Origin of the sequence: Mycobacterium sp. (genome assembly GCF_032159765.1) — a bacterium.
GTDB lineage: Bacteria > Actinomycetota > Actinomycetes > Mycobacteriales > Mycobacteriaceae > Mycobacterium.
In genome coordinates, this window is the sequence record NZ_JAVHWM010000107.1 from 1 (window position 1) to 18,456 (window position 18,456).

Annotated in this window: 18 protein-coding genes; 14 read left to right on the plus strand and 4 right to left on the minus strand. The window is 67.0% G+C overall.

Features of this window, described 5'->3' with window-relative positions:
* The coding region (locus QOH60_RS12005) for an HhH-GPD-type base excision DNA repair protein (protein WP_526420488.1) at nt 1-388 on the plus strand (388 nt) is incomplete at its 5' end.
* Between the two features lie 54 nt (nt 389-442).
* Nucleotides 443-589, plus strand: a complete 147-nt coding sequence (locus QOH60_RS12010; RefSeq protein ID WP_526420490.1) for a DUF1059 domain-containing protein — start codon at nt 443-445, stop codon at nt 587-589.
* 93 nt (nt 590-682) lie between these two features.
* Here the strand turns inward: QOH60_RS12010 and QOH60_RS12015 are convergent, their stop codons facing one another.
* Nucleotides 683-1,843 carry an Rv1157c family protein gene (locus QOH60_RS12015; protein WP_526420544.1) on the minus strand — a complete coding sequence of 387 codons (1,161 nt, stop codon included), beginning with the start codon at nt 1,841-1,843 and terminating at the stop codon, nt 683-685.
* Nucleotides 1,844-2,015: 172 nt separating this feature from the next.
* Here QOH60_RS12015 and QOH60_RS12020 point away from each other — a divergent pair, with 172 nt between their 5' ends.
* On the plus strand, nt 2,016-3,419 hold the full coding sequence (locus QOH60_RS12020; protein ID WP_526420492.1) for a mannosyltransferase: 1,404 nt from the start codon (nt 2,016-2,018) through the stop codon (nt 3,417-3,419).
* Between the two features lie 14 nt (nt 3,420-3,433).
* On the opposite strand, the gene QOH60_RS12025 is transcribed toward QOH60_RS12020, so the two are convergent.
* Nucleotides 3,434-3,718, minus strand: a complete 285-nt coding sequence (locus QOH60_RS12025; RefSeq protein ID WP_526420494.1) for a 4a-hydroxytetrahydrobiopterin dehydratase — start codon at nt 3,716-3,718, stop codon at nt 3,434-3,436.
* 76 nt (nt 3,719-3,794) lie between these two features.
* Here QOH60_RS12025 and QOH60_RS12030 point away from each other — a divergent pair, with 76 nt between their 5' ends.
* The 4 genes from QOH60_RS12030 to QOH60_RS12045 all read left to right on the plus strand — a co-directional run bounded on the left by QOH60_RS12030 (nt 3,795) and on the right by QOH60_RS12045 (nt 7,832).
* On the plus strand, nt 3,795-4,994 hold the full coding sequence (locus QOH60_RS12030; RefSeq protein WP_526420496.1) for a serine/threonine-protein kinase: 1,200 nt from the start codon (nt 3,795-3,797) through the stop codon (nt 4,992-4,994).
* A gap of 68 nt (nt 4,995-5,062) precedes the next feature.
* Nucleotides 5,063-6,571, plus strand: a complete 1,509-nt coding sequence (locus QOH60_RS12035; RefSeq protein WP_526420498.1) for a serine/threonine-protein kinase — start codon at nt 5,063-5,065, stop codon at nt 6,569-6,571.
* Entirely contained in the window at nt 6,562-7,371 is an 810-nt protein-coding gene (locus QOH60_RS12040) for a M14 family zinc carboxypeptidase (protein WP_526420500.1), read from the plus strand. Before QOH60_RS12035 ends, QOH60_RS12040 begins: the two co-directional genes overlap by 10 nt.
* A gap of 5 nt (nt 7,372-7,376) precedes the next feature.
* Nucleotides 7,377-7,832, plus strand: a complete 456-nt coding sequence (locus tag QOH60_RS12045; protein ID WP_526420502.1) for a (deoxy)nucleoside triphosphate pyrophosphohydrolase — start codon at nt 7,377-7,379, stop codon at nt 7,830-7,832.
* A 79-nt stretch (nt 7,833-7,911) separates the two neighbouring features.
* On the opposite strand, the gene QOH60_RS12050 is transcribed toward QOH60_RS12045, so the two are convergent.
* Complete coding sequence (locus QOH60_RS12050) at nt 7,912-8,139, minus strand: hypothetical protein (RefSeq protein WP_526420504.1); 228 nt, start codon at nt 8,137-8,139, stop codon at nt 7,912-7,914.
* 475 nt (nt 8,140-8,614) lie between these two features.
* Here QOH60_RS12050 and typA point away from each other — a divergent pair, with 475 nt between their 5' ends.
* The 6 genes from typA to QOH60_RS12080 all read left to right on the plus strand — a co-directional run bounded on the left by typA (nt 8,615) and on the right by QOH60_RS12080 (nt 17,444).
* Nucleotides 8,615-10,507, plus strand: coding sequence for a translational GTPase TypA (typA, locus tag QOH60_RS12055; RefSeq protein WP_526420506.1), 1,893 nt, complete (start codon nt 8,615-8,617; stop codon nt 10,505-10,507).
* A gap of 109 nt (nt 10,508-10,616) precedes the next feature.
* A complete protein-coding gene (locus QOH60_RS12060; protein WP_526420546.1) occupies nt 10,617-12,446 on the plus strand; it encodes an ABC transporter family substrate-binding protein in 1,830 nt (609 codons plus the stop codon).
* Entirely contained in the window at nt 12,443-13,306 is an 864-nt protein-coding gene (mshB, locus tag QOH60_RS12065; RefSeq protein ID WP_526420508.1) for an N-acetyl-1-D-myo-inositol-2-amino-2-deoxy-alpha-D-glucopyranoside deacetylase, read from the plus strand. The genes QOH60_RS12060 and mshB overlap by 4 nt, the downstream gene beginning before the upstream one ends.
* A 129-nt stretch (nt 13,307-13,435) precedes the next feature.
* Complete coding sequence (locus tag QOH60_RS12070; protein ID WP_526420510.1) at nt 13,436-13,906, plus strand: hypothetical protein; 471 nt, start codon at nt 13,436-13,438, stop codon at nt 13,904-13,906.
* Between the two features lie 151 nt (nt 13,907-14,057).
* Entirely contained in the window at nt 14,058-16,628 is a 2,571-nt protein-coding gene (locus QOH60_RS12075; RefSeq protein ID WP_526420512.1) for a bifunctional FO biosynthesis protein CofGH, read from the plus strand.
* A 207-nt stretch (nt 16,629-16,835) separates the two neighbouring features.
* Nucleotides 16,836-17,444, plus strand: coding sequence for a LysM peptidoglycan-binding domain-containing protein (locus QOH60_RS12080; protein WP_526420514.1), 609 nt, complete (start codon nt 16,836-16,838; stop codon nt 17,442-17,444).
* A gap of 117 nt (nt 17,445-17,561) precedes the next feature.
* Here QOH60_RS12080 and QOH60_RS12085 read toward each other — a convergent pair whose 3' ends face one another.
* Nucleotides 17,562-17,966: an acyl-CoA thioesterase gene (locus QOH60_RS12085; protein ID WP_526420548.1), complete on the minus strand. Its 405-nt coding sequence runs from the start codon at nt 17,964-17,966 to the stop codon at nt 17,562-17,564.
* 159 nt (nt 17,967-18,125) lie between these two features.
* On the opposite strand from QOH60_RS12085, the gene fdxA reads away from it, so the two are divergent.
* Nucleotides 18,126-18,452, plus strand: a complete 327-nt coding sequence (fdxA, locus tag QOH60_RS12090; protein WP_526420516.1) for a ferredoxin — start codon at nt 18,126-18,128, stop codon at nt 18,450-18,452.
* Nucleotides 18,453-18,456 lie beyond the last annotated feature (4 nt).

The following is an 18,456-nucleotide window of genomic DNA, read 5'->3' on the forward strand; positions in this document are numbered from 1 at the left end:
CCCGGAGAAGTTCGCCGCGCTGTGTGCCGAACGGCCTGCGGTTCACCGGTTTCCGGGATCGATGGCCAAACGGATCCAGGCACTGGCCCGCGAAATCGTCGACCACTACGACGGGAATGCGGCGGCGGTGTGGACCGACGGCGCTCCCGACGGCGCGGAGGTGCTGCGCCGGCTGAAGGGGCTGCCGGGCTTCGGGGAGCAGAAGGCGCGAATCTTCCTGGCGCTGCTGGGCAAGCAGTACGGGGTGACGCCCAAGGGCTGGCGAGCCGCTGCCGGGGAGTACGGCAAGGCGGGCACGCACGTGTCGGTCGCCGACATCGTCGACGCCGGCTCGCTCGAGAAGGTGCGGAGCTACAAGAAGCAGATGAAGGCCGCCAAGAAGACTTAACAGAGGGCGTCAAACTCCTGCACCGAACCCACGTCGGTGTGCCATCGTGAAGGCATGAAGACACACCTGAACTGTCCGTGCGGCGAGGCGATCACTGGCTCGGACGAGGACGACCTGGTCGAGAAGGCCCAGGCGCACCTCTCGGAGTCGCACCCCGGCCGCGAATACGACCGGGACGCCATCCTTTTCATGGCCTACTGACCATCGCTGCCCGTTCCGCGAGCGTGCGCGTTCGCTGACATTGTGTCGGCGTGTCGGCTGCAGACACGCTCGCTCGCGGCAATAGGCGACGGGCTACGGGACGACGGTCGAGCCGATCGTCGGCATGAACGTGCACTGCTTGTCGACCGTCGTCACCTGACCGAAGATCGTCGACATGATGCTGCCCGACCCCGTGTCGGCGATCGCGATCAGCGTCGTGGGGCCGTCCGGGTTGATCTCCGGGCTCGGCTTCAGTGTCGCGCTGCCGGACTTGCCGTTGGTCAGGTTCACCCACGTCACATTCAGCGGCAGCCTCTGCTCGGCCGCGGGCCCGGGTGTGCCGATCGCGGTGAAGACGTACGCGGTCTGACCTGCGAGCGGCCCGGGCTTGGGAATCGACGCCGGGCCCGCCACCGAGATGGCGGTGGCGATGACGTTGCCCCCGTCGGCCAGGCACGCGTTGCCGATGGACGGGTACATGAACTCCTGCGTCGGTGGCGAATCAGGGCCGAACGCCGGAGCCGCGGACGGAGCGGGCGCAGGGGGGCTCGGCGCGGGTGCCGGGGCCGGCGGCGATGCCTCGGGTGCAGGTGACGCGGGCGCCCCGGCTCCAGGAGCGGCGTCCGGTGCGGGAGCCGGGGGCGCAGGCGCGGCCAGCGGGCTGGAGTCGGGCACGGCAGCGGGTGCCGGTGCGGGTGCGTCCCCGGGTGCCGGCCCGACGGCATTGGCGGGATCGATCCCGGTGGGCAAGTGCGGGTCCTCGCCCGGGGTCACACCCGGCGGTGGCAGGTGCGGCACGATCCGCGGGGGAGCGTTCGCCGCCGACTGCTGAATGGCCGGCCCCGTCGGGCTTGCCGAATTCGCCAGCGGCCCTGATGGTTTGGGCCCAGGCGGCGTCGCGCCCGGCACCGCCGCGTCAGGGCTCGGCAGTTGCAACCCCGGTGGCAGCAATTTGTTGAGATCGGCCGGCACGCTCAGGTTGTGCGGCAGGGGAAGCGGAACGCCGGGTATCGCGCCGGGCATGGTGACCTGCGCGGACGGAATCAGCGACTCGTTCTGCTGACCAGGCGTGGCCGGCGGCTGACCGGGCCCGCCCGGACCCTGCACGAACTGGTTGACCGACGTCGCGACCTGTCTGGAATCGGCGGGCACCGACGAATTGCCCGCGAACGCCGAGGCTGCGGCCATCAGCATCGACGCGGCGTTCTGCGGATTGCTGGCGGCCTGCTGCAGCACGGGGCTCAGCTGCTCCATCGCCGGCAGCCCCGGCGCTTGCGCAACGTCGATCGGTATGGGCTGTGCGGGCGGGTCGGCCGAGCTGGTGCCTGCCGTGGCGAGCCCGGCGGCACAGGTAACCGCTAGCGCCGCACCGCCCGCAACGAATTTGTGGGCTCGTGACGGGCGCGGGTTCCTCTTTGCAGCGGGCATGTTCCCGAACGTAACGTGGTACTGGAGTGACTCAAGTGACACGTGTGTGATTTATGGAACCGTTACTGAGGTGATTGGCTTCGGTGACCGGCAGGCCGCGGCACGGCGGTCGCTAGAGTCGGGCGGACAGTTCCAGAGCTTTGGCACGACAGTCAGGCGGATCGCTATCACCACTGCTTCCCCGGCGCGCTCGCGTGACCGGTTGGCCACCCTCGCGCCTCTGCTGCTGGCGCTGAGTGTCGGTGCGCGGCTGGCGTGGACGTACCTCGGCCCCAACGGCAGCAACTTCATCGACCTTCACGTTTACCTCGACTGCGCGGGCCAGATTCCCAGCGGGGGTCTTTACGCATGCGTCTACCGCCCGGCAGTGCCGCCGATCTCGCTGGAGTTCACCTACCCGCCCTTCGCCGCCTTGATGTTCTATCCGCTGCACCTTCTGCCCTTCGGATTCGTCGGCCTGTGCTGGCAGCTTGGAACCGTCGCAGCACTCTTCGCCTCTGCCGCGGTGGCGCTGAAGATGGTCGGGCGATCCGATTGGCGAATCGCCATGGCGTGGACGGCCATAGCGATCTGGTTCGAGCCGGTCCGACACATTTTCGAGCTCGGACAGATCAACGCGCTGCTGATGCTCGCGGTGCTCTGGGCGGTGCACAGCCGTCGGTGGTGGGTATCGGGGCTCTTCGTCGGTTGGGCCGCGAGTATGAAGTTGACGCCCATCGTGAGCGAGCTGTACTTCCTTGGCGCCCGGCGGTGGGCCGCGGCGGTGTTCTCGGTGGTGGTGCTCGGCGCGACGATCGCGCTCTCGGTAATCGTGCTCGGGGAGCAGGGCAGGTACTACTTCACCCATCTCATCGGCGACCCTAACCGGATCGGCGCTCCGGGGGGGCTGGCGAACCAATCCTTGCGCGGCATGCTCGGATATTTCGCCGGGCGTGATGTGGGAAACGGACCGCTGCTTGTCGGCGCGGTTGTGGTCGCGGCCATCTTGGCGCTGCTGGCGTGGCTCGCACTCGACCGCCAGGACGCACTCGGCCAGATATTGGTCGTGATGCTGTTCGGATTGCTGATATCCCCGATCAGCTGGTCTCACCACTGGGTGTGGGTGCTGCCGCTGATCATCTGGCTGGTGCACGGGCCGTGGCGTGACCGCACCCGTGCCATCGGGGTGGCCTGGACGGTGGTGGTGACGGTCGGCGTGCCCTGGTTGATCCTTTTCGCGGCGGACAGGGCAGGCGACAGCGGGCATTGGTATGGCTGGGCCGGCGCGTTCTATGTGCTGGCGACGCTGGCAACGCTGGTGTACATCGTGGTGTTAGGGCGGAAGTCCAACTCATCGAGTGCCGGTGCGCCAAAGGAATTGGCGGCCAACGAAACCATGTCCAGCGACAATCATCGCCCATAGAACACGGAGCGTCGTTACGAGCCGACTATCCCGTCGATCTCTTTCGCCAGCTCGAGGTCCTTCGGGGTGATCCCGCCTTCGGAATGCGTCGATAGAACGAAAGTTACTGTGCGCCAACGGATATCAATGTCTGGATGATGGTCGGCGGCTTCAGCGCGTTCAGCGACGCGCCGCACCGCCTCGATACCGTCGAGGAACGCGGGAAACTTCACTGAGCGGCGCAGGGCGTTGTCGACGCGTTCCCAGTCGGTAAGCCCGGAGAGCGCGGTGTCCACTTCTTCGTCAGAGAGCACGGCCATGACGTCCACCGTACTTGCGCATCGGGTCGTTCGGATGACTCCCAGGTAGCTCATCGTCGCCCGGTACGATCCGGGCATGCAGGGGGTGGAATCGACGTTCGCCGGCCAGGACGCCGGAAGTCTGTTGGCCCAGCAGTATCCCGGCGGCATGCCGCTGGACCTCGTCTCAGCGATCGTCACCGCGGTCGCGTCTGCGTTGGACTCCGCACACGAGAAGGGGCTGGTACACCGCGGCGTCACACCCGCCAACATCCTGCTCGCCAATGTGGCGAACACGACGCAACGCCGAATCGCGTTGACCGACTTCGGCGTTGCCCACACCGCAGGCCCTCCGGGCTACGCTGCGCCAGAGCAGCTGACAGGCGGGAACGCCGACGCCCGCGCCGACCAGTACTCGCTGGCCGCCACCGCGTACCACCTTCTTACCGGGACCCCGCCTAACACCGACTCCGTTCCCGCGCCGGAGCCTCCTGCCGTGGCGAAGATACGGCCGGACCTGGCCGCACTGGACCGCGTGCTCGTGGTGGCATTGGCCAACAACCCGAACTATCGGTTCGCGAGCTGCGTCGACTTCGCCAACGCGCTGGCCGCGCAGGTATCAACCATGCCCGCATCCGTCAACCAAATCATCTCGCCGATCCCCGACGCCGCTGCATCTGCCCCGCCGCCGCGCCCTGATCTGCCGCCCAGCCCAGGGCCCGCGCCTCAGTACTGGAGCAGCCCGGGGCCAGGTGCGCCCCCGAAACCTGGCAGCCGGCACGCGCCGGTGCTGTGGGCTGCCGGGATAGCCATCGTCGCGATCATCGTCGGGACAGTCGTCTTCCTTCTCACCCAGGACAAAGGGTCGTCCGGGTCGTCGACGTCGTCCTCGGCAGTCGCCAGCGAACCGACGCTGTCGCGAGCGCAACTGCCGCCGTCCACCCGCAGCGCCCCGGCGCGCACGGCCGCTCCTCCCACCGTCTTCACTCCATCGTCGCAATCGTTCACTCCCGCACCGCCGCCACCAATCACCTCGACGGCCGTCCTCGTGGGCACCTGTGACGAGGGCGGGTCCTGCGGCGTGAAGCAGCGCACCGGCCCCTACCGAGACGCTCCGAAACTGGTCCCCGACCCTCTGTTGGACGCGACCACTGTGACGCTGGTCTGTCAGACATCCGGCGACACCATGACGAACACCGGGTACGGCACGAGCAGCGTCTGGTACCGGCTCGCCAACGGCGCTTACGTCAACGGTGTGTACCTGCAAGGCCAGGATCCGGGCATCTCCCTCTGCTGAATAGCGGTCGAGGGCTCGCCGGTTCGGTTTTCTGACAGGTGACTGCATGTCTCCAGTACGATCCGGGGATGCCGCTGGAGGCTGGACAGACTTTCGCGGGCTACACGATCGTGCGGCTTTTGGGAACCGGTGGAATGGGGGAGGTCTACCTCGCTGATCACCCGCGGCTGCCACGACAAGAAGCGTTGAAGTTGTTGGGCAGCAACGTATCGGCTGACCTCGAGTTCCGCGAGCGGTTTCTTCGGGAAGCCGACATCACGTCGACGTTGTCACATCCCCACATCGTCGGGGTGAACGACCGTGGCGAGTATCAGGGACAACTGTGGATCGCGATGGACTACGTCGACGGTCCCGACGCCGGGCGGCTGCTGCACCGCCGATACCGGACCGGCATGCCCCGGGTTCTGGTGAACGACATCATCACCGATGTCGCGTCGGCACTCGACTACGCACACAAGAAGGGCCTGCTGCACCGCGACGTCAAACCCGCAAACATCCTCCTCGCCGATGTCGATGATGAGGACGCGCGCCGAATACTGTTGACTGACTTCGGCATTGCCCGAGCACTTGACGACGTCAGCGGATTGACCGGCACGAACCTGACGGTCGGAACCGTCGGGTACACGGCACCCGAACAACTGACGGGCAAGGCCATCGACGGCCGGGCCGATCAGTACGCTCTGGCCGCCACCGCCTACCACCTCTTGACGGGTTCACCTCTGTTCCCGGATTCCAACCCCGCCGTCCTGATCAACCACCACCTCAACACACGACCGCCGGCGCTGGGACGGACACGGCCCGACCTCGCCGCGCTCGACCGCGTGCTGAGTGTGGCGTTGGCCAAGGATCCACGCGACCGTTTCGAGAGCTGCAGCAAGTTCGCCCGCGCGCTCGCCGAACCGGTATCTGCGCGCCCGGCAACACCTGCACCCCCACCACCCACCAAGCGGATGCCGAGCCCGCAGATGGTTTCGGCGGTTCCGGCCGCGCCGCCGCGCGAATTCCGTCGACCCCCTGTTGTCCCTGCGCCACCGGACCCCTATCCGCCCGTCAGTGCGCCCAAGGTGCCGGTCTGGAATCGCTCGAGCTGGCAGATGCAGCGGATTCGGCAAGGCGTCGGAATCCGGTCGGTCGTGTGGGTCAGCGTCGTCATCATCGTGTTGGCCGTCGCGGCGTTGGTGTTGTTTCTTTGGAACGAGAACGGCGGGCCTCAGACGACCGGAACGACGACCGGAGGGACCACCGGTGACACGACCAATGGCACCAAGACATTCGCTGCCACCGTCGTGGATGTCGACGACGAGGACCCCGTGGGCGTCTACCCGCGCAAGATCCCCCAAGAGAATGCCGAGAAGCTAAAGCAGTTCCTCTTCCGTGACAACACGCGCGTGACGCTGATCTGCTCGAAGATCGGAGGCTATATGAAGAACAAAGGCCACGACACGAGCAACACTTGGTACCAGCTCGACAAGGGCGCCTACAACGCCAAGGGCGACTACATCGATAGTCCCAAGGGAATCTATATCAATGAAGTGTTCCTGAAAGTCAACGGATCTGGGATTCCGAAGTGCCCGTGAGACGACCGGTGCGCTGCGCGGTCGCCCTGGTGCTTGGCCTGACGGCGTCGGTCGCCGCGTCCGGGTGCAGCGGGTCGACGCCGAACGCCGCGAGTTCCCCTGTAACTCCCACAACGCCGGCGGCGACGCCGAATGCGACGCAGACACCGACCGGCAGCGACGGCTGGCAGACGGTCGGCACGTCGGTGAAGGGACTGCCGATCCGGGCGCGGACGTTCGGCCACGGCCCGCGCAACGTGCTGTTCATCGGTGGCATCCACGGCGACGAAGCCGAGGGCGCCTATACGACCGACCAGCTCCCAGCCGCGTTCGCCGACGCCGGCCTGGCCGACACCGTCACCCTGACGATTATCGAGGATGCCAACCCCGACGGACGGGCGGCCCGCACGCGCACCAATGCCAACGGTGTCGATGTCAACCGGAACTTCCCGGCGAAGAACTTTGACTCGACAAATCCGGCCAACGGCGGAGAACCGTTGAGCCAGCCCGAGTCTCGCGCGGTGAAAGAGACCGTCGACCGCATCAACCCCGCCCTCGCCATCGTCGCCCACTCGTGGGACGGCCGCCAGTTCATCAACTTCGACGGCCCGGCACGCGAACTCGCCGAGAAATTCTCCGCATCCACCGGGCTGCCCGTCGAGGAGTCGAGCTCGTTCGCGCCGACGCCGGGTTCTTTCGGGTCCTACTTCGGCCGCGACCGTGGCATCGCGGTCCTCACCATCGAGGTGCTGAAGGGCTCGGACCCGAAAGCGGTCTGGGAGAAGATCGGGACCGCACTGCTCACGGCGATCGCCGGCTGATCGACGTGCCGGGGGACGATCCCAGGGGGCAGAGCGAAGCGACGGGGGACAAAATCGTCGTTGTCGCCGGCGCATTGATCGCGGCAGGCAGAGTCCTGGTCGCGCAGCGTGCCCGTCCTCCCGAGCTTGCCGGCCAGTGGGAGTTGCCTGGCGGCAAGGTCGGGCCTGAGGAGTCCGAAAAGGCAGCGCTCGCAAGAGAACTCGCCGAAGAACTTGGCGTCGACGTGACGGTCGGGTCGCGACTGGGCGCCGACGTCGCACTGTCTGACGCGATGACGCTGCGCGCTTACCTCGTCACCCAGACGTGCGATCGCCGCCCCGTCCCGCACGACCACCGCGCGTTGCGCTGGGTCGCGCCAACCGAATTCGAGCAGTTGGACTGGGTGCCCGCGGACCGGGCGTGGCTGCCGGGGCTCGCGGCCGCGCTGGCTAGCACCGCCAGCCGTCGCGAAAGCCCTTAGCGGCCGGAGTGCCCACGACTTCCCCGAACCCTCCGACGACGGCCGCGTGCTGGTGCTGTTGTCGTACCCGTGGGCGAGATCAGCAGGTGGCGGCTGCCGGCGGCAGCGGGGCGACCGACGTGGACTGGGCATCGCCGCCCGCAAACGCGGTGGCCTTCGCCGACGGCGCGTTGCTTTGGGCGCTGCGCACAGAGCACGGCGGCGCTGGGTCGCTGCGGGATTCAGCGCTCGGGAAGATCGAGACGATCAGAACGACAGCGGCGGAGATGGCGGTAAGGGCCAGAGCAAGTAGAAATTTCTGGGTCATCCGAAATCCTCGATTCATGATGCGGTTCCATCGCACTAAGACTGGCTGCTCAATCCGTTGTCTGTTTTCTACAACGTGGATCTTAAGACAGTCGCCGGTTATCGGCGACTGTGCAACTGTTCGATTCAGGTATTACGCAGGTAACACACAACTTTCTCACCGGGTTCTCCCAGTCAGCCCCTACTTCATTTGTGCCGGACTCGTTTGTAGACATCCTTCAGTTCGCCGCCGCGCGCGCCGGCAGCATGGGCCTTGCGCAGCGAGGAGATGACGACGGGGCAGCGCTTGCATCGTGGCTTGCTGCGGCAACACTTCTTCTTAGGAGTGGCGGTCAGTATTTTGCTGGGCTTCACGATTGGCCACCCACCTTAGGGTCGCCGACGATCGCGTACTAGGCCTACGTCACGCGAAGACTTATGCCGAGCTTGACCGCGCGTTTTCACGATCTGCCCGTAGCGCTGCGACAATCTGCGCCGTGAACTTCCGTAACGTCGCCATCGTCGCGCACGTCGACCACGGCAAGACGACGCTGGTCGACGCGATGCTGCGCCAGTCCGGGGCCCTGACGCACCGCGGCGACGACGCCATCGACCGGCTGATGGACAGCGGCGACCTGGAACGTGAGAAGGGCATCACGATCCTGGCGAAAAACACTGCGGTGCACCGGCATAACGCCGACGGCAGTGTGACCGTGATCAACGTGATCGACACCCCCGGGCACGCCGACTTCGGCGGCGAGGTCGAGCGCGGACTGTCCATGGTCGATGGCGTGCTGCTGCTGGTCGACGCGTCCGAAGGGCCGCTGCCGCAGACCCGCTTTGTGCTGCGCAAGGCATTGGGGGCGCATCTGCCGGTGATCCTCGTCGTCAACAAGACAGACCGGCCCGACGCCCGCATCGCCGAGGTCGTCTCCGAAAGCCACGACCTGCTGCTCGATGTCGCCTCCGACCTCGACGACGAGGCTCAGAAGGCCGCCGAGGACGCGCTCGGGTTGCCGACGCTTTACGCGTCCGGCCGGGCGGGTATCGCGAGCACGACCGAGCCCGCCAACGGAGAGAATCCCGAGGGGGAGAACCTCGACCCGCTGTTCGACGTGCTGCTCGAGCACATCCCACCGCCCCAGGGCGATCCCGAGGCCCCGTTGCAGGCTCTGGTGACCAACCTCGACGCGTCGGCGTTCCTCGGTCGGCTCGCACTCATCCGCATCTACAAGGGCCGCATCCGTAAGGGTCATCAGGTGGCCTGGATGCGGGAGGTCGACGGTCATCCGGTCATCACGAACGCCAAGATCACCGAACTGCTCGTCACCGAGGGTGTCGAGCGCACGTCCACCGACGAGGCCGTCGCAGGCGACATCGTCGCCGTCGCCGGGTTGCCGGACATCATGATCGGCGACACGCTCGCCGATCCCGACCACGCGCACGCGCTTGCCCGGATCACCGTCGACGAACCTGCGATCTCCGTCACGGTCGGCACCAACACGTCACCGTTGGCGGGCAGGGTGTCCGGCCACAAGTTGACTGCCCGGATGGTGAAGTCGCGGCTGGACACCGAGCTCGTCGGCAATGTCTCCATCAAGGTCGTCGACATCGACCGGCCCGATGCCTGGGAGGTGCAGGGGCGCGGTGAGCTGGCGCTGGCGGTTTTGGTGGAAACCATGCGCCGCGAAGGCTTCGAGCTGACCGTCGGCAAGCCGCAGGTGGTCACCCGCACGATCGACGGTCAGGTTCATGAGCCGTTCGAGGCGCTCACCATCGACTGTCCCGAGGAGTTCGTCGGTGCGATCACCCAGCTGATGGCCGCGCGCAAGGGCCGCATGGAAGAGATGGCCAACCATGCCGCGGGCTGGGTCCGGATGGATTTCATCGTGCCCAGCCGCGGTCTGATCGGCTTTCGCACCGACTTCCTGACCGAGACCCGCGGGACCGGCATCGCCAACGCCGTGTTCGAGGGTTATCGGCCGTGGGCAGGGGAGATTCGGGCCAGGCACAGCGGCTCACTGGTCTCGGACCGGTCCGGGACCATCACGCCGTTCGCGCTGATCCAGCTGGCCGACCGAGGGCAGTTCTTTGTCGAACCGGGCGAGGACACCTATGAGGGACAGGTCGTCGGGATCAATCCGCGCGCCGAGGACCTCGATATCAACGTCACACGGGAGAAGAAGCTGACCAACATGCGCAGCTCGACGGCGGATGTGATCGAGACGCTGGCCAAACCGCTCGACCTCGACCTCGAGAAGGCGATGGAGTTCTGCGCCGTCGACGAGTGCGTGGAGGTGACCCCCGAGGCGATCCGCGTGCGCAAGGTCGAGCTGGACGCGACGACGCGCGCCCGGAGCAAGGCGCGGGCCAAGGCGGAGCGCGGATGAGCGCTTGCGCGAAGACCAACGGCGGATAGTAAGACTTTTCTGCCGCTACCCTGATGGCGTGCCGACACGCCGTCAACCGGGAGTTTGCCGACGCGCGGGCCGCCGTCTCTTGCTCTTCGCGCAAGCAGCTCATCGCCGCACCGCCGTGTTGGCCGCTGTCTTGGTGGTTCTATCCGCCTGCACGGTGAAACCGCCGCCCGCTCCGCAAAGCACTGACCCCCCGCAGAGCCCTCCGGCGCCGCCTCCACGCGCATTTCAGATCATCATGGGCATCGACTCGATCGGCCCCGGATTCAACCCGCACCTGCTGTCGGATCAGTCGCCGGTCAACGCCGCGGTGGCGGCGCTGGTGCTGCCCAGCGCGTTTCGTCCGGTCCCTGATCCGACGACGCCGACGGGCTCGCGCTGGGAGATGGACTCCACGCTGCTGGTGTCCGCGACGGTGACCAACACCAGCCCGTTCACCGTCACCTACCAAATCCGGCCGGAGGCGTCGTGGACCGACAACGCCCCCATCGGCGCCGACGACTTCTGGTACCTGTGGCGGCAGATGGTCACCCAGCCCGGCGTCGTCGACCCGGCGGGATACAACTTGATCTCCTCGGTGCAGTCGATCGAAGGCGGCAAACAGGCGGCGGTGACCTTCTCAGCGCCCTATCCGGCCTGGCGCGAGCTGTTCACCGACATCCTGCCCGCGCACATCGTCAAGGACGCCCCGGGCGGGTTTACCGCAGGGCTGGCGCGGACGATGTCGGTGTCGGGCGGACAGTTCCGCGTCGACAACATCGACCCGCAGCGCGACGAGATCATGCTGGCCCGCAACGACCGGTACTGGGCGGTGCCTGCCCTGCCCGATCGGATCCTGATGCGGCGGGCGGGCGAAACGGCGGCGCTGGCCGACTCGATCCGCAACGGTGACACCCAGGTGGCGCAGGTGCACGGCGGCGCGGCCGCGTTCGCTCAGCTGTCCGCGATCCCGGATGTTCGCACGGCGCGGATCATGACGCCGCGGACCATGCAGCTGTCGCTGAGGGCCATCCAGCCCAAGCTTGCCGACGTGCGGGTGCGCAAGGCGATCCTCGGATTGCTCAACGTGGACCTGCTGGCGGCGGTGGGCGCCGGCAGCGACAACACCGTCAGCCTCGCCCAGGCCCAGGTGCGCTCACCGTCGGACCCCGGCTACGTGCCCACCGCCCCACCGGCCATGACGACGAGCGCCGCGCTGGCGCTGCTCACCCAGGCCGGTTACGTGATCGACCCAACCGCCACCACGGCGCCGGTCCCCACGCCGCCGAATACCACCGAACCCCCGCCGCCGACGGAGACCACGCGCGGACGGGTGACCAAGGACGGCGTCGCACTGACGATGGTTATCGGCGCGGCGGCCAATGACCCGACCGCGGTCGCGGTGGCCAATACCGCAGCAGACCAGCTGCGCAACGTCGGGATCGCGGCGTCGGTGTCGGCCCTCGACCCGGTGCTGCTCTTCGGCGACGCGATACCGCACAACCAGGTGGATGCCGTGGTCGGGTGGCACCGCGCGGGCGGCGATCTGGCCTCGGAGATGGCGTCGCGCTACGGCTGCGCCGGGTTGCCGCCGGCCGCACCTCCGCCTCCGTCCACCACCCCCAGCACCTCCACGACGATCGTCCCGACATCCGGGCCGGGCGCCCCGGCTGAGGTGCCGAGCAACCTGACCGGTATCTGCGATCCTGCGATTCAGCCGCGCATTGACGCGGCTCTGCAGGGCTTTGTGCCGGTCGCCGAAGTGATCGACGCCGTGGAGCCGAAGTTGTGGGAGGCCGCGACGGTGCTGCCGATCCTGCAGGACACCACGATCGTCGCCGCCGGGCCGCATGTCGACAACGTGAAGCTGTCCGGCGCGGTGCCGGTGGGGATCGTCGCGGACGCCGGCCGCTGGGTGAAGACGCCCCAATGACAACGGGACGAGCAGAGGCGCCTCGACTTCTCTTCGTGCACGCGCATCCTGACGACGAGTCGCTGAGCACGGGCGCGACGATCGCGTACTACGCCGACCGCGGGGCAGACGTGCGGGTGGTCACCTGCACACTCGGCGAGGAAGGCGAGGTCATCGGCGACACCTACGCGCTGTTAGCGGTCGGTCATGCCGATCAGCTCGGCGGCTACCGGATCTCCGAGTTGACCAAGGCACTCGCGATCCTCGGCGCCGGCGAGCCGAGGTTCCTCGGCGGCCCCGGCCGGTGGCGCGACTCCGGGATGGACGGCACTGCGCCGCGGGGCCACGCGCGATTCGCCGACGCAGGGGAGGACGCCGTCCGCGAACTGGCCACGATCGTCGACAGCTTCCGCCCGCACGTCGTGGTCACGTACGACCCGGGCGGGGGGTACGGACACCCGGACCACCGTCAGGCCAACGCTGTCACCACCGCCGCGATGAGCGCATCCGACTGGCAGGTACCAAAGTTTTATTGGACAGTGTTGTCAACTTCTGCTGTCGCACAGGCGCTTTCGGATCTGAGAAACCTGCCCGAGGGCTGGTTCCGGCCCGAGCCGGACGCCATCAATTTCGGCTTTTCCGACGATAAGATCGACGCCGTCGTCGACGCGTCGGCCTATGTGTCCGCCAAGGCGGCCGCGCTGGCGGCCCATGCCACTCAGGTCACCGTCGCACCCGACGGGCACGCATGCGCGCTGTCCAACAGGATGGCGCTGCCGATCGCGGGTAAGGAGTATTACGCGCTGGCAGCGGGCACACCCGGCCCGCGCAGTGAGAGGGGTTGGGAAACTGACCTGCTTGCAGGTCTGGCAGTTGGTTAGCCAGTCGCGTTATCGTGCTCGTGAGTAGTCAAGAGACGATGCTTCGCCGCGGCACATGGGAGGGACTGCAATGGACCCGGATAACGATCCGCAGCTCGAGTACTGGCAGTGGCACGCCGACAGCCTTCAGTGGGTGATCGGCTCGGTAGCCAGCGTGCTCGACAGCATCCCGACCTGAGCTCTTCATCCCGCACCGACGCCCGGCCGGTGGACTCCGGGCTGCGCGTCGTCATCTTCGTCTTGCTTGCCGTGGACGGCGTGATCTCTGCGATCCTGGGCGCGTTTTTCGTCCAGACCTACGTCGGCTCCACGCCGTTTCCTGTCAGTGCATTGCTCAGCGGGCTGCTGAACGCGCTCCTTGTCTGGGTGGGCTTGCAGTGGACCGATTCGGGCCGGTTGGCGGCAACGGCGCTGTGGACCTGGTTGCTGACCGTGGCGGTGATGATGGCGTGGGGCGAGGGCGGGCTGCTGGCGCGGCCGTTCGGCGCCGTCTTCGACGACATGCTGTTCGGTGGCCCGGGATTCGATCAGGTCAGCGTGCTGGTGTTGCTGGTCCTCGGAATAATCCCGCCGGTCGTGGTGCTGGCGCGGAGACGATGATTGAGCCGGTTGCGCGAAGCGCCCCGATGCAGCGCATGGTGGCAGCCAACCGATGAGGCCCGAGGTCTACGCTGACACGCATGGCAGGCGCCGAGGTTTCACATACTGAGACGCGCAGGATGATTCCACTTCACCCGGGAGTTACACGAGGGTGGAGTTGACCCCCGGCAACGATGTCCTGCTGCCCACGCCCGTGGTGCCACCTGCGCCAAGCCCCGCTGCGCTGAGGCGGGTGCTGCGGCGCGCGCGTGACGGGGTGGCGCTCAACGTCGACGAAGCTGCGATCGCCATGACCGCGCGCGGCGACGACCTCGTCGAGCTGTGTGAGTCGGCCGCGCGGGTGCGCGACGCGGGCCTGAAGGCGGCCGGGCGTGTCGGAGGGTCGGGGCGCTTGCCTATCAGCTATTCGCGCAAGGTCTTCATCCCGGTCACGCATCTGTGTCGCGACCAGTGCCACTACTGCACGTTCGTCCAGGTCCCTGGCAAGCTGCGCAGTGCGGGCCTCGGGATGTACATGGAGCCTGACGAGATCATCGATGTTGCTCGCCGTGGCGCCGAATTGGGTTGTAAGGAAGCGCTTTTCACTCTCGGCGACCGTCCTGAGGCGCGGTGGCCCGAGGCGCGGCGGTGGCTTGACGAGCGCGGGTACGACTCCACGCTGGACTACGTCCGAGCGATGGCGATCCGGGTGCTGGAGGAAACCGGGCTGCTGCCGCATCTCAATCCGGGGGTGATGACCTGGTCTGAGCTGTCGCGGCTGAAGCCGGTGGCGCCGTCGATGGGGATGATGCTGGAAACCACGTCGCGGCGGCTGTTCGAGACGAAAGGCCTCGCGCACTACGGCAGTCCCGACAAAGACCCGGAGGTGCGGCTGCGCACCTTGACCGACGCGGGGCGGCTGTCGATCCCGTTCACCACCGGGCTGTTGGTGGGAATCGGCGAGACGTTGACCGAACGCGCGCAGACGCTGCACGCGATCCGCAAGTCGCACAAGGAGTTCGGGCACGTCCAAGAAGTGATCGTGCAGAATTTCCGCGCGAAGCCGGCCACCGCGATGCGGTCGGTCCCGGATGCCGACATCGACGACTTCGTCGCCACCGTGGCCGTCTCGCGGCTGGTGCTGGGTCCCAAGATGCGAATCCAGGCGCCGCCGAACCTGGTGTCGCGCAGCGAGTGCCACGCGCTGATCGGCGCCGGACTCGACGACTGGGGCGGGGTGTCGCCGCTAACCCCCGATCACGTCAACCCCGAGCGTCCGTGGCCTGCGATCGATGAGCTGACCGCCATCACCGCCGACGCGGGCTTCGACCTGGTTCAGCGCCTGACCGCACACCCTGCCTACGTGCTGGCCGGCACGGCGTGGATCGATCCGCGCGTGCGGGGACACGTTGTCGCGTTGGCAGATCCAGACACCGGCTACGCCCTCGACGTCAACCCCGCCGGCTTGCCGTGGCAGGAACCCGACGAGGCCTGGGAGTCCACCGGCCGCGTCGACCTGAATGCCGCGATCGACAGCGAGGGAAGACTGACCGCGACGCGCAGCGACCTCGGTAGCGCGTTCGGAGACTGGGAATCGGTGCGCGAGAAGGTGGCCGAACTGGCCGCGAGTGCCCCCGAACGGGTCGACTCCGACGTTCTGACCGCGCTGCGCAGCGCCGAGCGCGATCCCGCCGGCTGCAGCGACGCGGAGTACCTGGCACTGGCCACGGCCGACGGCCCGGCACTGGATGCCGTTGCCGCGCTGGCTAATTCCTTGCGTCGCGACGTCGTCGGCGACGACGTGACGTTCGTGGTGAACCGCAACATCAACTTCACCAACATCTGCTACACCGGATGCCGGTTCTGTGCCTTCGCGCAACGCAAGGGCGACGCCGATGCCTACACGCTGTCCTACGAGGAGGTCGGCCAGCGCGCCTGGGAGGCCTACCAAGACGGTGCCACGGAGGTGTGCATGCAGGGCGGCATCGACCCCGAGTTGCCCGCCACCGGCTACGCCGACTTGGTACGCGCGGTCAAGGCCCGCGTCCCCAGCATGCACGTCCATGCGTTCAGCCCGATGGAGATCGTCAACGGGGCAGCGAAAAGCGGTCTCAGCGTGCGTGATTGGCTGATCGGGCTGCGGGAGGCCGGACTGGATACGATCCCGGGTACCGCCGCCGAGATTCTCGACGACGAGGTGCGGTGGGTCCTCACCAAGGGCAAACTGCCGACATCGGCGTGGATCGACGCGGTGACCACCGCCCACGAGGTCGGGTTGAGGTCGAGCTCGACAATGATGTACGGCCACGTCGACCAGCCGAAGCACTGGATCGGGCATCTGCGGGTCTTGCGGGACATCCAAGACCGCACCGGCGGGTTCACGGAGTTCGTCCCGCTGCCGTTCGTGCACCAGAGCTCGCCGCTGTACCTGGCCGGCGGTGCCCGCCCTGGCCCCACCCACCGGGATAACCGCGCTGTTCATGCGTTGGCGCGGATCATGCTGCACGGCAGGATCTCTCACATCCAGACCAGCTGGGTCAAACTCGGCGTCGAGCGCACGCAGGTGATGCTCAACGGTGGTGCGAACGACCTCGGCGGCACGCTGATGGAGGAGACGATCTCGCGGATGGCGGGCAGCGAGTACGGCTCCGCCAAGACCGTCGCCGAGTTGGTTGAGATCGCAGCCGGGATCGGCAGGCCGGCGCGGCAGCGCACCACCACCTACATGCCGCTGGCGGCGTAAGCGCTGCGTGGCCGAAGCCTGACCACCGGCGGAGAGGCGACTGAGTGGCGGCCGAATGCCGTTGCGTCGCAATCCATGTTCGTCCGTGTTCAGCAGCGGTTCGCGCGATGTTCCGATCGCGGCGAGCGAAGGTATTCCCGAGCTGACATCCCGCGAGTAGGCTCGCCCCGCGGGGGCTAAAGGGTTACACGAGGAGGATGCGCGAACGTGACAGACACGCTCAACCCCGGCCAGCAACTACACAAGGGTGACTCGATCACCTCAAACAACGGCGCATACACGCTCACGTTGCAGGATGACGGCAATCTGGTGCTCGGCGTCTGGGGCCAAGCCCTGTGGGCCACCGGCACGGACGGCAAGGATGTAGAGCGGGCCGACTTGCAGACCGACGGCAACTTCGTGCTGTACAGCAGCTCCGGAGCGGCGGTGTGGGAGACCAACACTGACAAAAAGCCCAACACGAGGCTGGTGCTGCAGGACGACAGGAATCTCGTCTTGTACTCGAACGAGGCCGCCGCCTGGGCGTCGGCGACCGAGACCAGCGATCCGCCGCCTCCTGCACCCGAGCCTGAGGCCGCCCCAGTCGAGCAGGCAGCAGCAGAAGCCCCCGCGCCCGAGCCCGAGGCGCCGCCGCCCCCGCCCCCGCCGCCGCCTGCGCCCGAGCCACGCACGTACACCGTGGTGTCCGGTGACACGCTGTGGGCGATCTCGGAGCGCTTTTACGGCGATGGGAGCCAGTACCAGCGGATCGCCTCCGCCAGCGGGATCAACAATCCGGATCTGATCCACCCCGGCCAGGTCCTGACCATTCCCTAACGACGACGCGGCACAGACTGCGGCGCAATGCCGTTGCGCCGCAGTCTTTGTCGTGCGTCGGGTAGCGTCAGGGCGTCCAGATGCCAACGGCGCCAACAGTTTCAGATGCGGCTTCGGCTACCCGAGAGCCGCGCGCAGAGCCGCCGGGATCGGCCGCTTGGTCCAGTCGGACGTCGACACGACGACGTAGGTGCTGCGGCCGCGCACCGTCACGGCTTCGTCGTCGTCGTGCCCACGGCGCAGCACCGTGAACGCCACGGCGAAACTGGTTGTGCCGAGGTGCTCGCACGTCACCGCCACCCGCACCGCGTCACGCCACCGCACCGGAGCTTTGAAGTCGATCTCGGAGCGGACAACCTGAACGTCCAAGCCGGACACGACCATGTCCGGATAGCTCACGCCGCGGTGGTCGAGGAACGCGGTGAATGCCTCGTCGAACCACGTCAGGTAGTGCGCGTTGAAGACGACGCCCTGTTGGTCTACCTCGGCGTAGCGGGGCACGATCGGCAGTGAAAATTCCATCGGGGAGAACTCCGCGGATGGCGGCGCCACGCGGGGCAGCGTATCAACCCACCGATGCGGGCATTAATATGTGCGACGGCTAGTATCACGTAACACATACGCTAGCGGTAGGGCCTACGAGGCATAGCCGGATGGACTGGGAGATCTGAGGAGACCTTCGTGACATACACGATCGCCGAGCCTTGCGTCGACATCAAGGACAAGGCATGCATCGAAGAGTGCCCCGTTGACTGCATCTACGAGGGCGCCCGGATGCTGTACATCCATCCCGACGAGTGCGTCGACTGCGGCGCCTGCGAGCCGGTGTGTCCGGTCGAGGCCATCTACTACGAGGACGACGTGCCCCCACAGTGGGAGGCCTACACGCAGATCAACGCCGACTTCTTCGCAGAGCTGGGCTCGCCCGGTGGTGCATCGAAAGTGGGTATGAAAGAACACGATCCGCAATCGGTCAAGGACCTGCCACCCCAGGGTGAAAGCGCCTAACCTG